15 protein-coding genes are annotated in these 14273 nt (G+C 63.2%); 9 read left to right on the top strand and 6 right to left on the bottom strand.

Translation table 11 applies throughout. From position 1 onward, the window contains the following. Window positions 1-8: 8 nt before the first annotated feature. The 5 genes from ABFY71_RS07205 to ABFY71_RS07185 all read right to left on the bottom strand — a co-directional run bounded on the left by ABFY71_RS07205 (window position 9) and on the right by ABFY71_RS07185 (window position 5517). On the bottom strand, window positions 9-1115 hold the full coding sequence (locus tag ABFY71_RS07205; RefSeq protein WP_347945344.1) for a mandelate racemase/muconate lactonizing enzyme family protein: 1107 nt from the start codon (window positions 1113-1115) through the stop codon (window positions 9-11). A gap of 2 nt (window positions 1116-1117) precedes the next feature. Next, window positions 1118-2203, bottom strand: coding sequence for an ABC transporter ATP-binding protein (locus tag ABFY71_RS07200; protein WP_347945343.1), 1086 nt, complete (start codon window positions 2201-2203; stop codon window positions 1118-1120). 10 nt (window positions 2204-2213) lie between these two features. Further along, entirely contained in the window at window positions 2214-3071 is an 858-nt protein-coding gene (locus ABFY71_RS07195) for a carbohydrate ABC transporter permease (protein ID WP_305582624.1), read from the bottom strand. After that, window positions 3068-3982, bottom strand: a complete 915-nt coding sequence (locus ABFY71_RS07190; RefSeq protein WP_305582684.1) for a carbohydrate ABC transporter permease — start codon at window positions 3980-3982, stop codon at window positions 3068-3070. Before ABFY71_RS07190 ends, ABFY71_RS07195 begins: the two co-directional genes overlap by 4 nt. Before the next feature lie 206 nt (window positions 3983-4188). Beyond that, window positions 4189-5517 carry an extracellular solute-binding protein gene (locus ABFY71_RS07185; protein ID WP_347945342.1) on the bottom strand — a complete coding sequence of 443 codons (1329 nt, stop codon included), beginning with the start codon at window positions 5515-5517 and terminating at the stop codon, window positions 4189-4191. A 222-nt stretch (window positions 5518-5739) separates the two neighbouring features. On the opposite strand from ABFY71_RS07185, the gene ABFY71_RS07180 reads away from it, so the two are divergent. From ABFY71_RS07180 to ABFY71_RS07140, 9 genes are all read left to right on the top strand, one after another. Beyond that, a complete protein-coding gene (locus tag ABFY71_RS07180) occupies window positions 5740-6498 on the top strand; it encodes an IclR family transcriptional regulator (protein WP_305582620.1) in 759 nt (252 codons plus the stop codon). 96 nt (window positions 6499-6594) lie between these two features. Then, window positions 6595-7416, top strand: a complete 822-nt coding sequence (locus ABFY71_RS07175) for an amidohydrolase family protein (RefSeq protein ID WP_347945341.1) — start codon at window positions 6595-6597, stop codon at window positions 7414-7416. 156 nt (window positions 7417-7572) lie between these two features. Further along, window positions 7573-7902 (top strand): L-rhamnose mutarotase, encoded by a 330-nt coding sequence (locus ABFY71_RS07170; RefSeq protein WP_305582616.1) that lies wholly within the window; start codon window positions 7573-7575, stop codon window positions 7900-7902. Window positions 7903-8101: 199 nt separating this feature from the next. Further along, window positions 8102-9166, top strand: coding sequence for a Gfo/Idh/MocA family protein (locus ABFY71_RS07165; protein ID WP_347945340.1), 1065 nt, complete (start codon window positions 8102-8104; stop codon window positions 9164-9166). Further along, a complete protein-coding gene (locus ABFY71_RS07160; protein WP_347945339.1) occupies window positions 9163-9705 on the top strand; it encodes a MaoC family dehydratase in 543 nt (180 codons plus the stop codon). The genes ABFY71_RS07165 and ABFY71_RS07160 overlap by 4 nt, the downstream gene beginning before the upstream one ends. 137 nt (window positions 9706-9842) lie before the next feature. Beyond that, window positions 9843-10994 (top strand): CaiB/BaiF CoA transferase family protein, encoded by a 1152-nt coding sequence (locus ABFY71_RS07155; protein ID WP_347945338.1) that lies wholly within the window; start codon window positions 9843-9845, stop codon window positions 10992-10994. Beyond that, on the top strand, window positions 10991-12112 hold the full coding sequence (locus ABFY71_RS07150) for an extracellular solute-binding protein (RefSeq protein WP_347945337.1): 1122 nt from the start codon (window positions 10991-10993) through the stop codon (window positions 12110-12112). Before ABFY71_RS07155 ends, ABFY71_RS07150 begins: the two co-directional genes overlap by 4 nt. Continuing rightward, entirely contained in the window at window positions 12112-12561 is a 450-nt protein-coding gene (locus tag ABFY71_RS07145) for a MaoC/PaaZ C-terminal domain-containing protein (protein ID WP_347945336.1), read from the top strand. Before ABFY71_RS07150 ends, ABFY71_RS07145 begins: the two co-directional genes overlap by 1 nt. A gap of 59 nt (window positions 12562-12620) precedes the next feature. Continuing rightward, window positions 12621-13547 carry an MYG1 family protein gene (locus ABFY71_RS07140; protein WP_347945335.1) on the top strand — a complete coding sequence of 309 codons (927 nt, stop codon included), beginning with the start codon at window positions 12621-12623 and terminating at the stop codon, window positions 13545-13547. On the opposite strand, the gene ABFY71_RS07135 is transcribed toward ABFY71_RS07140, so the two are convergent. After that, window positions 13536-14273 (bottom strand): N-acetylmuramic acid 6-phosphate etherase (locus ABFY71_RS07135; RefSeq protein WP_347945334.1); only part of this gene is annotated, 738 nt, incomplete at its 5' end. The genes ABFY71_RS07140 and ABFY71_RS07135 overlap by 12 nt on opposite strands.

The following is a 14273-nucleotide window of genomic DNA, read 5'->3' as shown; positions in this document are numbered from 1 at the left end:
CTGATTTCCTACTGTAGTGTTGTGCGACTGCCCTCGACCGCCAGGCGGTTGATGGCGTCAAAATCCCATTCAATACCCAGCCCTGGCGCATCCGATGGTCGGGCCTTGCCGTTCTGGATGCTCATGCCCTGGGTGGTCAGGGCGTCCAGCTGGGGAATGTACTCCACCCAGCGGGCATTGGGCACCGCCGCGCACAGCGATACATGCAGTTCCATCAGGAAGTGCGGGCAGACCGCGACATTGAACGCCTCGGCCATATGCGCCACCTTCAGCCAGGGGGTAATGCCACCAATCCGGCCGACATCGACCTGAATCACGCTGGCGGCATGGCGCTGCAAATACTCGCGGAAATGGCTGATCGAATAGAGGCTTTCGCCTACCGCGATGGGCAGGCTGGTATGTTCGCTCAGCCGCACATGGCCCGAAATGTCGTCGGCGGGCAGGGGCTCTTCCAGCCAGCCAATATCGAGCGACTCATAGGCGCGGGCCCGGCGGATCGCTTCGTCCACCGCAAAGGCCTGGTTGGCGTCGGTGAAAATCTCAAAGCCCGGCCCCACGGCGTCGCGGACCGCAGCAATGCGCGCCACATCCTCATGGATCGGTCGCCCGACCTTGAGCTTGCAGCCGCCAAACCCGGCTTCCTTGGCCCGCAGGGCGTCCTCCACCAGCGCCGCCTGCTCGATGTGCAGCCAGCCGCCCTCGGTGGTGTAGAGCGCGATTTCGCGCTGCGCCCCGCCGGCGAGCTTATGCAGCGGCAGGCCCAGCTTGCGGCACTTCAAATCCCACAGCGCCGTGTCGATCGCCGCCATGGCGATGGCCGTCAGCGCGCCCACCGTCGTGGCATGGGTCAAAAACAGCAGGTCGCGCCAGATCGCCTCGATGTCATAGGCATCCCGCCCGATGATCGCCGGCCCCAGCGTGCGTTCCAGCAGGGCCATCACCGAAGGCCCACCTGTGCCGATGGTATAGCTATAGCCGGTGCCAACCACGCCATCGGCATCGGTGATGCGCACAAACGGGGTCTCCTGGGAGACAAAGCTCTGGATCGCGTCGACCCGTTTGACCTTGGGTACCAGGTCGACCATCAGCAGGTCGATACGAACGATCTTGGCCATGCCTACACCGTCACGCGCTTGCCCGATGCCTTGTCAAAGACATGCAGCCGGCTCAGGTCGAGGGTGAATTCCAGCGTTTCGCCGGGGGCCACAACGCGTGGATTGAGCATTTTGGCCTGCACATCCATGCCGCCCATTTCCACAAACAGAATGGTCTCGGTGCCCAGCGGCTCGGCGATGACGACGGTGCGCTCCAGCGTCAGCGCCGCGCCATCGCCATGCAGGGCATGGCCCTTGGGGGCCAGGCTCTCCGGCCGGAACCCCAGCACGATCTCCTGGTTCTCCTGCACCGCCATCCCGGCGGGCAGCGGCACCTCAATGCCGTCGCTCAGCCGCGCCTTGCCATTGCTGACCACGGCGTCGAGCAAATTCATCGGTGGGCTGCCGATGAAGCCGGCGACGAAGATATTGACCGGATGCTCGAACACGTCCGAGGGCGTGCCGATCTGCTCGATATGGCCATCGCGCATGATCACGATGCGGTCGGCCAGCGTCATCGCCTCGACCTGGTCGTGGGTGACATAGATCACGGTGGTCTTGACCCGCTGGTGCAGCTTCTTGATTTCCACCCGCATCTGGCCGCGCAGCTTGGCGTCCAGATTGGACAGTGGCTCGTCAAACAGGAACACGTCGGGATTGCGCACTATGGCGCGACCCATCGCAACGCGCTGGCGTTGCCCGCCCGACAGGTTCGCCGGCAGCCGCTCCATATACGGCCCGAGCCCCAGGATTTCGGCGGCCTCATCGACGCGCTTGGTGATTTCCGCTTCGGCCATATTGGCGATCTTGAGTCCGAAGCCGAGATTGTCGCGTACCGTCATATGCGGGTAGAGCGCATAGCTCTGGAACACCATGGAGATATTGCGCGCCCGGGGCGGCAGATCATTGACCACGCGGTCGCCGATCGAAATCTTGCCGCTGGTGATTTCTTCGAGCCCGGCAATCATCCGCAGCGTGGTGGATTTGCCGCAGCCCGAGGGCCCCACCAGCACGACGAACTCGTTATGGGCGATTTCGAGATCGATGCCATGCACCGTCTCCAGCTTGCCATAGCTCTTGCTGACTTTGTCCAGACGAACCTGTGCCACCGAAATTTCCTTATTTGACGCCGCCAAAGGTCAGACCGGCAATCAGGTGCTTTTGCACGATGAAGGTCAGAACCAGGGCGGGAATGATGATGAGCACGGCCATGGCGCTCATGCCGGTCCAGTCCACGGTGAACTGGGCGGTAAAGTCCATGAGCCCGACCGGCATGGTCTTGCTCGCTGTGGTGCGGGTCAGCTGGCTGGCCAGCGCATATTCGTTCCACGAGGTGAGAAAGGCAAAGATCGCCGCCGAGGCCAGCCCGGAGCGGGCCAACGGGAATTCGATCTTCCAGAAGGCCTGCCAGGCGGTGCAGCCATCGATCTGGGCGGCTTCGCTCAGATCGACCGGAATCTGCCGGAAGAACCCGTCGGTCAGCCAGATGGTGAAGGGAATATTGACCGCCAGATAGACCACGATCAGCCCGAAACTGGTGTCGATGATCCCCAGCCGCGCCCAGATGATGAACAGTGGCAGGCTCAGCGCCACACCCGGCACGGTGCGGCTCAGCATGAAGGCCAGAAACAGCGTCGCCTTGCCGCGGAAGCGGTAGCGGGCAAAGGCGTAGCCGCCGGCCATGCCGATCACCACCGCGATGACGGTCGAGGTCAGCGAGATGACCAGCGAGTTGATGAAATACTGTGCCACCGGCAAGCCCTGCTGGGCGTCGGATTGCCCGAACAGCCGGGCAAAATTGTCCAGCGTCCACTGCTGGGGAATCCAGACGGCAGGGCGCGCCAGCACTTCGATATTGGGGCGGAAGGCGGTCAGCACCACCCACAGGCCCGGCACGGTCAGGATCACCATGGCGACAAACACGCCAAACCGGATCAGCCAGCGCTGCCAGGGCTTTTCCATGCTCATCTGGCTCATTGTGCGCCTCCCATAAAGCTGCGTGCCGCGGTGAGCTTGCGGAAGAAGAACACGGTAAAGGCGATTGAGAGCAGGATCGAAATATAGCCCATGGCATTGGCCATGCCCATCTGGCTGTTCTGGTACCCGGTGCGGGTCATCAGCGTCCAGATCAGCTCCGTACGGCCCGCCGGGCCGCCATTGGTCATGATGCGCACCATGTCATAGGCCCTGGCGACATCGAGCGAGCGGATCGTCATGGCGATGTAGATAAACGGCATCAGGAAGGGCAGGGTGATGTGCTGGAACACCTGCAGCGGATTGCAGCCATCGACCTTGGCGGCCTCGATGGGATCCTTGGGCAAGGCCATCAGTCCCGCCAGCAGCAGAATGGCGAAGATCGAGGTCGACATCCAGATTTCGGCAAATATGATGGAAAAATTGGCCAGCGTGCCATCGACCAGCCAGGGGATGGGCTGGGAGATCAGCCCGAGATCGAACAGCGCATTGTTCACCAGGCCGATCGAGTCATTGAAGATATATTTGAACTGGAAGCCCACCAGAATGGGCGAGAACATCATCGGGAACATCATGATGGTGCGCAGGGTGCGCTGGCCCCAGGTGATCTTGTTGATCAGCAGCGCCAGGCCCAAGCCCAGCAGCATTTCCAGGTTCAGCGTAATGGTGACGAACATGAAGGTGCGCCCAAAGGCCCACCAGAAATCCTCATTGCCCAGCAGGCGCTGATAGTTGCGCAGGCCGACAAAGTTGAACAGCGTCGCTGGCTTGGTCAGGTTGTAGCTGGTGAAACTAGTCCAGAACGACACCAGCAGCGGCACCAGCACCACCGCCAGAATGACGATCATGGCCGGCAGCAGCAGCAGATAGGGCACAGCGCGCGGCGACCGGAAAAAGGCAGCAACGCCCTCCATGAAGCCCGGCGGGGAAAGTGGTTCGGTGGTTGTGGTCACGATATTCCTTGGTCTAGCTCAGCTTGGTTCCCTGGGCTGAATGCCGTCAGATGCGCTGTTCTCCCTCTCCCCTGGGGGGGCGAGGGAGAACAGCGCGGTCGCGGCACCGTATTGCCAGGACCATCCGGCGGGGGGTGCCGCCGAATTAACTGCGGCGGCATTGAGCCTTACAGAATACCGGCATCTTCAAGAATGATGCGGGCGTCTTCAGCAGCCTTGTCGAGCGCTTCCTGTGCGGTCTTTTCACCCACAATGGCAGCCTGCAGCTGTGGCCACAGCACGTTGCTGACTTCGATCCACTGCGGGATCAATGGCGGCGTCCGTGCATCGGCCAGGCTGGCCTGCCAGATCGGGAACATTTCGGCGAGCGCGGTTTTGCCGTTCTCGTTGAAATAGTTGATGACGTCATCGAAGGTTTTGCTGCGGGTCGGCAGATTGCCGGCTTCCGCTTCCATCATCGCGCTTTCGTCATTGGTCAGGAACACGGCGAACGAGGTTGCCGCTTCCTTGTTGTCGCACGCCTCGGTCACCGAGAACGAGTGCGAGCCTGACCAGCCACCGCGCACACCGGCCGAGCCGACCGGCGATACGGCAAAGCCGAGCACGTCCGAGATCTTTGACGCACTTGGGTCGCTGTAGAAGCCGGCAAAGCCCGGCCAATCCAGATCGACGGCCAACTGACCGGCAGCCATGGCCTGGCCGATATCGTCCCAGGTATAGTTCACCGTACCGGCCGGCACTGCGCCGGCGTCATAGATCTCCTTGAACCAGTTCAACGCAGCCACGCCTTCGGGCGAGTTGAAGGTCGGGTTCCAGTTCTCGTCAAACAGATCGCCGCCATTGGCGCGCAGGATTTCCATGAACCGGCCCGACATGCCTTCGTCCTTGCCGGCAAACGCGGTGCCGTACAGGTTCGGCGGATCAGCAAAGAAAATGATCTGCTGCTTGAGTTCCTCATAGGTCTTGGCTGGCGCCAGATCGGTGCCGAACTCGGCCTTGTAGGCCTCCATCCTGGCCGGGTCCTCATAGAGGTCCTTGCGGTAGTAGAGATTGGAGACATCGGTGACGCGCGGCAGCTGCACCAGGCGGCCATCCACCATCGACGACTTGAGCGTGCCGGGAACATATTTGGCCAGCTCTTCTGCCGGTATTGCTTCCGCCAGGTCGATATACAGATCGCCATATTGCGGGGCGAAACTGGTGTGGTTGGAGCCGACGCACCAGGTGATCTGGCCGGTGGCGATGTCCTGCTTGATCTCGCGATCGAGATCGAAGTGGTTCTTTGACGAGACGATTTCGACCTTGGCGCCGGTCAGCGCTTCCCATTCGGGAATGCGGGTATAGAGCTTTTCATACTGCGTGCCGCCGATCAGCTTCACCTTGAGGGTGTAGTCGGGGAACGAGCCATAGTCGAAGTCTTGTGCGGCTGCGGCACCCGACAGGGCCACCACTGCGCATGATGCCAGGAGTGCCCTGACCAGAATCTTGTTTGCCATTATTTTCCTCCAGAAAACCTTTCCGATGCAGCCCCGTATTGTGGCTTGATCATCCATATGTGAAAAGTCTATTTGTAGGTAAGCACAAACGTAAACCCGGCGTCAATAGACTGGGGTACTGGTTTATTGTGCACGGCAGCGGGCATCTGGTGATGGTTTTTGTTAGCAGTCTGTTAGCCATTTAAGCCATGTGGTGGCGAGAGATCGGGAGGGCGGTGGAACGTGACGATTGATGATGATGCAGAGCGCTATCGGGCGCCGGCGCTGGACAAGGGGCTCGACATTCTCGAGCTGCTGGCCGGCTCCGCTGACGGGCTGAGCCAGGCCGAGATCGCCAAGGCGCTCGACCGCACGCCCAATGAAATCTATCGCATGCTCGACCGGCTGGTGCGCCGCGACTATGTGCGCCGAACCCCTGAAGACCGCTACGAAATCACCCTCAAACTCTTTGAGCTCGGCCATGCCCGCCCGCCCATGCACCGGCTGATCAGCCAGGCGATGCCGGTGCTGCGCAATTTTGCCCTCAAGGCCGAGCAGGCCTGTCATCTGGTGGTGCAGGACCGCAATATCCTGGTGGTCATCGCCCAGGTCGATGGCCCCGGCTACTGGAACGTCTCGATTCGCGTCGGCAGCCGCATCAGCCTGGTCAACACGGGTTCCGGCCACGTCTTTCTGGCCTTTGCAACGCCCGAGGAGCGGCTGCTGATGCTTGAGGAGCAGGATCTTGGCCGTATCGAGCAAATGCCCAAGGGCCTCGACGCGCGACTGATCGGGGTGCGCGAGCAGGGCTATGAAATGATGCCCAGCGCCCAGGTCTCGGGGGTTTCCAACCTGTCCGTGCCGATCTTTGGCCCGCTCGGCACCGTCATTGCCGTCCTGACCTGTCCCTATACGCAGCGCCTCGATAAGCTCGATGCGCCGACCATGCCCACCGTGCTCAAGCTGTTGCAGCAGGCCGGTAAGGAAATCTCGCAGCGCTGACCGGAGGAGAGCCAGTCCCTGCCGCCAACCAGGCCGCATCGTGAGCCTGCCCAAGCCCGCCATCAGGTCCTTGAATTTCTAGGAGGAAATCTCGCCATGCGCATTCTCGATACCCATCTCCACCTGGTCTATCCCGAACGCTTTGCCTATCCCTGGCTGGCGGGTGCCCCGGCCATCAACCAGCCGTGGACGGTGGAAAACTACTTCGCCGAAGCGCTGCCATTGGGCATTGAATCGGCGCTGCACATGGAGGTCGATGTCGCCGACGCCGACATGATGGCCGAGAGCGAATTCATGGTCACCCTGCCGCGCATTGCCGGCGCCATCGCCGCCTGTCGGCCCGAATCGATGAATTTTGTCGACCATATCGAGCAGCTCAGCCAGCACCCGCACATCACCGGCGTGCGCCGCATTCTGCACCAGGCACCGGACGATCTCAGCCAGTCCGATCTGTTCGTCGAAAACATCCGCCATCTGCCCGATTACGATCTGAGCTTTGACCTCTGCGTGCGCGCCGATCAGCTGCCCATCGGCCAGATGCTGGCCGAGCGCGCCCCCGACGTGACCTTCATTCTCGACCACTGCGGCGTGCCCGATGTGACCGGCGCCGGGCTCGATCCGTGGCGCCAGCACATCAGCAGTATCGCCAAACTGCCCAATATGGTGGCCAAAATCTCCGGCATTGTCGCCTATGCCGGGCCCGACTGGAGCGTCGACACCATCCGCCCCTATGTCGAGCATATCATCGAGAGTTTCGGCTGGGACCGGGTGGTCTGGGGCTCCGACCACCCGGTGGTGACCCTGACCGGCTCGCTGACCCGCTGGGTCGAGGCGACGCACCAGATCATCCAGGGCGCCAGCGAGGATGAAAAGGCCAGGCTGCTGCACGCCAATGCCGAGCGGATTTACAAGGTCTAGCAGTTACATAATGCCCATCCGCCACCCCCGCATGACCTTCCCTGAAGGGGAAGAAATCCGGTCGGTGGTTTGGGCGAGATCAAGCCCCACACCGGATCTGCCCCTCCCCTGTCAGGGGGAGGTTGGGTGGGGGCAACGAACCAAGGAGGACTTCAAATGCAACGCTACGGTGCCGTGATCGGCCTCAAACCCGAGCAGATCGCCGACTACAAGCGCGTCCACGCCGATGTCTGGCCGGATGTGCTGGCCCAGATTAAGGCCAGCAACATTACCAATTACTCGATCTTCCTGCGCGAGCCGGAAAACCTGCTGTTTGCCTATTACGAATACACCGGCACTGACCATGACGCCGACATGGCAGCCATGGCCGCCGACCCGATCACCCAGCAATGGTGGGCCTTGTGCATGCCGATGCAGGCGCCGCTCGACAGCCGGACCGAGGGCGAATGGTGGGCCGCCACCGAAGAAGTTTTCCACCTCGACTGAGCGGGCAGCACGCTGCCGGCATGCGGCCAAGCCTGCTGGCAGGCCTCTTGTTCTTTGCCGCTGCAATCATCGCATTGCACCCTGGCCTGTCCGTGCAGGGCCACTTGTGACACGACACCACCCTTGCTTCCGTCGCCCGTATGTGAAAAGATTATTCACATAAGAATGATGTCAAACATGTCGCGAGGGGAGGGCAGGCGTGCCCAGCGATTTTTCCGATCTGCAGCAGAGCTGGCCCATACCCGGCGCGCCGCGTCCGATCGTCATCATCGGCGCTGGCGGCATCGTCAACGACGCCCATTTGCCGGCCTATCGCCTGGCCGGTTTCACGGTGGCGGGCGTGTTCGATATCGACGGAGCCAAGGCCCGCGCCCTGGCCGCCAAATGGGATATCGCCGCCTTTGCCACACTCGACGCGGCCCTGGCCGTGCCGGACGCTGTCTATGACCTGGCGTTGCCCCCGGCGGCCCATCTCGATGTGCTGGCCCAACTGCCCGATGGCGCCACCGTGCTACTGCAAAAGCCGATGGGCAGCGATCTGGCCCAGGCCACGGCCATCCTGCAGTTGTGCCGCGCCAAGCGCCTGGTCGCCGCCGTTAATTTCCAGTTGCGCTTTGCCCCGATGATGCTGGCCGTGCGCGACGCGCTGCAGCGCGGATATCTGGGCGAACTGATCGACACCGAGGTGCACCTCAATCTGGTGACGCCCTGGCATTTGTTTCCGTTTCTCAAAGGCACGCCGCGCGTCGAAATCGCCGTGCATTCCATCCATTATCTCGACCTGATCCGCGCCTTTCTCGGCAATCCCACTGGCGTGCACGTCCGCACCATGGGCCATCCTTCGACCGATCTGGCCCAGACCCGCACCAGTGCGCTGCTCGACTTTACCGCTGGCGTGCGCACGACGCTGTCGATCAATCACCACCATGATTTCGGCCGCAGGTTCCAGGACGCCAGCTTCCGTTTCGAGGGCACCGAGGGTGCCGCGATGGTCAAGCTGGGCCTGCTGCTGAACTATCCGCAAGGCGAGCCGGACGAACTCTGGATCGTCAGAAAGGGCGAGGACTGGCAACAGATTGCCCTGACCGGCGGCTGGTTCCCCCATGCCTTTATCGGCACCATGAGCAATCTGCAGCGCTTCGCTGCCGGCGAGGACCAGACGCTGCTGACCTCCGTCGAAGATGCCTGGCACACCATGGCGCTGGTCGAAGCCGCCTTCCAGTCAGCCGCCACCCCGGCAACCCCGATCAAGGCCAGGCCATGAGCACCATCGGCACCTCCTCGACCCACCCCAGCACCATGCCTGCCGCCCATGCCGGGATTCCGGTGTGGAACAGCGAGAACTGGTTCTACGAAGACTGGGAAGTGGGCCACCAGATCCGCTCGCTGCGCCGCACCATTTCCGAAGGCGAAAGCATGGCCTTCAATGCGCTGGTGACCGACATGCACCCCTATGTCGCCGACGAGATTTTCGCCACCACCGAGGGCCAGTTCGGTCGGCGGCTGGTGGCCGGCGCTTTCGTGTTTTCTGCCGGTCTCGGCCTGGTGGCGACCAATTGCGTCAACGCCTTCAGCTATGGCTATGACAAGCTGCGCTTCATCAAGCCGACCTTTATCGGCGACACCATCTACACCATCCGCACCAATCTCGAAAAACACCCGAAATACCGGGAACTCGGGCTGTGCCGCGCGTCCTATGAAGTGTTCAAGGGCGAGGGCGAACTGGTGCTGTACTGCGAACATATCCAGACGGTGAAGTACCGCCGGCCCGAGGATTTCGCGGAGGTGGCAGATGCACGTTGATCCAGTTGTCGTCGTCGCCTCCCCCTTGAGCGGAGGGCCGGGGTGGGGCGCGCCCCGCCTGCCGCCATATTGCAACGACCCCCATCCCACCCCCGCCCTGCAAGGGGTAGGGGAGCAGTTCCCGTGAGATATGTGCCATGACCGAAACGCCCCTGCTTGACGGCCTTGTCGTCGTCGACCTCTGCCAGTTCCTCTCCGGCCCCTATGCCAGCCTGCGCCTGCAGGATCTGGGGGCACGGGTGATCAAGATCGAACGCCCCGATGGCGGCGACCTCAGCCGTCAGCTCTATCTCAGCGACACCGAAATTGGTGGCGATTCGACGATTTTCCACGCCATCAACCGGTCCAAGGAAAGCCTGGCGCTGGATTTGAAAAATCCCGCTGACGTGACCGCCTTGCGTACCCTGCTGGCCAAGGCCGATGTGGTGCTGCAGAACTTTCGTCCCGGCGTCATCGAGCGGCTGGGTCTGGACTACGAGGCGGTCAAGGCGATCAATCCGGGCATCGTCTATGCCTCGATCACCGGCTATGGCGGGGAAGGCCCCTGGGTCGACCGCCCCGGCCAGGATCTGCTGGCACAGGCCCGTTCGGGCGTGATGTGGCTCAATGGCGATGAGCATCAGGGCCCGGTGCCCTTCGGGCTGGCCATTGCCGACATGCTGGCCGGCGCCGCCGTGGCGCAGGGTATTCTGGCGGCACTGGTGCGGCGCGGCCTCAAGGGGCAGGGCGCCCATATCGAGACCAGCCTGCTTGAAGTGCTGGTGGATTTTCAGTTCGAGGTGCTCACCACCCATCTCAATGATGGCCGCCGCGTGCCCAGGCGCAGCCAGTTCCGCTCGGCCCATGCCTATCTCTCGGCGCCCTATGGCGCCTATCCGACGGCGGACGGCTATCTGGCCATCGCCATGACGCCGCTGCCCCGCTTGCAGGCGCTGCTGGAGCTTGAAGAACTCGGCCAGTTCAGCGACCCCAAAAGCTGGTTCACCCAGCGTGACGCCATCAAGCAGATCATTGCCGACCGGCTGGTCACCCAGCCCACTGCCCACTGGCTGGCCATTCTCGAGCCTGCCGACATCTGGTGCGCCAAGGTGCTCGACTGGCCCGAACTGCTGGCCAGCGAGGGCTTCAAGGCCCTCGACATGCTGCAGACCGTCACCCGCGAGGACAATGTGTCGATCACCACCACCCGCTCACCGCTGCGCATCAATGGCCAGCGCGCCCGCACCTATCGTGCCGCGCCTCTGATCGGTGAGCAAAGTGCCAGAATCAGGGCTGAATTCGGACTATGATCACCCTCAAGGGCATGACCTGGGACCACCCCCGTGGCTACGATCCCATGCTGGCGACCTCGGCGCGCTGGTTGACCGAAACCGGCGTCAAGATCGTCTGGGACAAGCGGAGCCTGCAGGATTTTGAGTCCTTTCCGGTCGAGGAACTGGCCCGGCAATATGATCTGATCGTCATCGATCACCCCCATGTCGGGCAGATTACCGCGCAGAACTGCCTGGCGCCGCTTGATGTGCCCGGTCGCGAGGCCGAGCGCGCCGAACTGGCGGCACACAGCGTCGGGCCATCCTATGTCAGCTACGATTATGCCGGGCACCAATGGGCCTTCCCGATCGACGCCGCCGCCCAGGTGCAGGCGTTTCGGCCAGACCTGCTCGATGGTCCGGTGACGCGCTGGGCCGAGGCGGCGGCCCTGGCGCGGCAAGGCAAAGTCATCCTGCCGATGCGGGCGCCCCATTCGCTGATGAGTTTTTATACCCTGGCCGCCAATCTGGGCACGCCCTGCGCCACCAGCGGCCCCGAGCTGATTGCTGCCGCCGCAGGCGTGCAGGTGATCGAGACGCTGCGCCAGGTCACCGACCATATCGCGCCCGAACACTATGAGATGGACCCCATTGCGGCGTCCGAAGCCATGGCCAGCACCGATCAGTACCAGTTGATGCCGCTGGGTTATGGCTATCTCAGCTATGCGCTGGCCAGCTTCCGGCCGCATCGGCTGAAATTTGCCGATATTCCAGCCGCTGGCAGCAAGGGGCCAATCGGCTCGGCCGTCGGTGGCACCGGCATTGCCGTGTCGGCCTTTTCGCCCCATCGCGAGGCGGCCATCGGCTACGCCTATTGGGTGGCCAGCCCGCAGGTGCAGCGCTCCCTCTATGCCACGGCGGGCGGGCAGCCGGGCCATGGCCTTGCCTGGGAGGATGACGGCGTCAACGCTGCCGTCGACAATTTCTACCGCGACACGCGGGCGACGCTGGAAGGCGGTTGGCTGCGGCCGCGGCACGACGGCTATATGGCGTTTCAGGATGCCGCGTCACACCGGCTCAACCACGGGCTGCGCGCCCATGAAGACGCGGCGGTCATCGTCGCGGCGATCAATACGCTGTTTGAGGAGAGCTTCTGATGGAACAGCCACGCTATTTTGACGATCATGTTCTCGGCGAGGTCCGCAAGACCAATGGCCGCACCATTACCGAAACCGACTTCGTGGTTCATGCCGGCCATACCGGGGACTTCTTCCCCCACCACATGGATGCCGAGGCGATGAAGGAGTCGCCCTGGGGCCAGCGAATAGCCCATGGCACCATGACCTTTGCCATCGGCATCGGCCTGACGGCCAGCGTGATCAACCCGCTATCCTTCACCTATGGCTATGAGCGGTTGCGCTTTCCCAAGCCGGTATTCATCGGCGATACCATCCACACCGAACTGACCATTACCGGGCTTGAGCCCGACCCCAAGCGCCCCGATCATGGCCGCATCATCGAGCAGGTGCGGGTGCTCAACCAGCGCGGTGAAACCGTGTTGGCCTGCGACCACATTTATCTGGTCCAGCGGAAAATCGCGGGTTGAGCTAAGCCGCCACAATGGCTATCTGGGGCGCTTCCGCAAACCACAAGGCGCATCCCGGCATGACTGTCCAATATCTCGTCACCCATTCGGGTGGCTTCCATGCCGATGAATTGCTGTCCAGCGTGATCCTGACCCGGTTGTTCCCCCAGGCTGCCATCATGCGCAGCCGGGCGCCGGAATGGATCACCCCCGGCGCGGATCGCATCATTTACGATGTGGGCGGCGCCTATGACGCGGCGGCACAGATCTTTGATCACCACCAGCGCGGCGCGCCGCTGCGCGATGATGGCCAGCCATTCAGTTCGTTCGGCCTGGTCTGGAAGCACTTCGGCCATGACTATCTGGCGGCTTCGGGCGTGCCGGCGGACGCTGTCGAGACCATCCATGCCAGCTTTGACACCAGCTTTGTGCTGCCCATCGACCTGATGGATAATGGTGCGCTCAGCCCCTCGATTGCCGGGCCGCTGGCTGGGCTGACCCTGCCGGCTCTGCTCGAAACACTCAAGCCGGTGTTCGATGAAACCGACCCCGAGGCCGAGAATCGCGGGTTTCACGCCGCGCTTGCCATTGCCCGCAGTTTCGTTGAGGCGCGGATTGCCCGCAGCGCCGCCAAAGTGCGCGCCGAGGGCCTGGTGCACCAGGCCATCGAAAATGCCGGGGCCGGGCGCGTGCTGGAACTGCCCATGGGCATGCCGTTCCGGCCCTCAGTGGTCAAGGCGGGTGCCGATCACCTGCTGTTTGTCGTGCATCCCCGCGGCGAGGACTGGTGCCTGACCACTATCCGGCAGGACGATGACGGCTTTGCCGTGCGCGCCGACCTGCCGGCCGCCTGGGCCGGTCTCACCAATGATGACCTGGAGGCCGCCAGCGGCGTCGCCGGCGCAAGCTTTTGCCACAATGGCCGCTTCATCGCCGCCGCCAGGACCCGGGACGCTGCCCTGGCCATGGCCGAACTTGCTGTGGCCGAAGCGCTGCTAACGCCCTAGCGCCTCCAGCGCCGGGCGCAGCCGGTTGTCGTGGGTGGCCAGCAGGTGCCGGGCGCCCGGCACGTCGTCGGCACCAGCCGCCAGCATGATCGCCAGCTTCACCGAGCCATCGGCGCGCTCCAGCCACTGGGCTGCCTGTTCCTCGGGCAGCCCGGCCACGCTCATCACGATGCGCCGCGCCCGCTCGCGCAGCTTGGCATTGTCGGCGACCAGATTGACCATGAAGCCGTCATGCACATGGCCCAGATGCACCGCCACCATGGTGGAAAGCATGTTGAGCGCGATCTTTTGCGCCGTGCCCGCGCCCATGCGGGTCGAGCCGGCAATCACCTCGGGCGGCGTGGCGAGGCAGATGGCGATGTCGACCTGCCCGAACAGCGCCGCCCCGGCATTGTTGGCGATGCCGATGGTCCGCGCCCCGGCGGCGCGCCCGGCCGCTGCCGCCGCCAGCGGGTAGGGCGTATGGCCGCTCGCCGTCAGGGCGATGATGCAATCATGCGGGCCGACATTGCTGGCAGCAATTGCCGCCCGCGCCGCCTCGGCGTCGTCCTCGGGCCCGCCGGGCAGTGCCGGCAGGCTCGCCAGCCCGCCCGCCAGCAGCACCACGATCCGCTCGCCCGCAATGCCGAACGTGCCCGGCAGTTCCGACGCATCGGCCAGCGCCATTAGCCCCGAACTGCCCGCCGCCGCATAGATCAGCCGGCCGCCCGCCGCCAGACTGGCCGC

It is taken from the genome of Devosia alba, assembly GCF_039938915.1.
Taxonomy (GTDB): Bacteria; Pseudomonadota; Alphaproteobacteria; order Rhizobiales; family Devosiaceae; genus Devosia; species Devosia alba.
This window is presented reverse-complemented; position numbering and strand designations above follow the sequence as displayed.

What these genes read in the sequence shown, in the direction of transcription:
- ABFY71_RS07185 (WP_347945342.1), bottom strand. Translation starts at nt 5,517, where the DNA reads ATGGCAAACAAGATTCTGGTCAGGGCACTCCTGGCATCATGCGCAGTG.
- ABFY71_RS07145 (WP_347945336.1), top strand. Translation starts at nt 12,112, where the DNA reads ATGGAACAGCCACGCTATTTTGACGATCATGTTCTCGGCGAGGTCCGC.
- ABFY71_RS07195 (WP_305582624.1), bottom strand. Translation starts at nt 3,071, where the DNA reads ATGAGCCAGATGAGCATGGAAAAGCCCTGGCAGCGCTGGCTGATCCGG.
- ABFY71_RS07140 (WP_347945335.1), top strand. Translation starts at nt 12,621, where the DNA reads ATGACTGTCCAATATCTCGTCACCCATTCGGGTGGCTTCCATGCCGAT.
- ABFY71_RS07150 (WP_347945337.1), top strand. Translation starts at nt 10,991, where the DNA reads ATGATCACCCTCAAGGGCATGACCTGGGACCACCCCCGTGGCTACGAT.
- ABFY71_RS07170 (WP_305582616.1), top strand. Translation starts at nt 7,573, where the DNA reads ATGCAACGCTACGGTGCCGTGATCGGCCTCAAACCCGAGCAGATCGCC.
- ABFY71_RS07160 (WP_347945339.1), top strand. Translation starts at nt 9,163, where the DNA reads ATGAGCACCATCGGCACCTCCTCGACCCACCCCAGCACCATGCCTGCC.
- ABFY71_RS07190 (WP_305582684.1), bottom strand. Translation starts at nt 3,982, where the DNA reads ATGGAGGGCGTTGCTGCCTTTTTCCGGTCGCCGCGCGCTGTGCCCTAT.
- ABFY71_RS07175 (WP_347945341.1), top strand. Translation starts at nt 6,595, where the DNA reads ATGCGCATTCTCGATACCCATCTCCACCTGGTCTATCCCGAACGCTTT.
- ABFY71_RS07155 (WP_347945338.1), top strand. Translation starts at nt 9,843, where the DNA reads ATGACCGAAACGCCCCTGCTTGACGGCCTTGTCGTCGTCGACCTCTGC.
- ABFY71_RS07205 (WP_347945344.1), bottom strand. Translation starts at nt 1,115, where the DNA reads ATGGCCAAGATCGTTCGTATCGACCTGCTGATGGTCGACCTGGTACCC.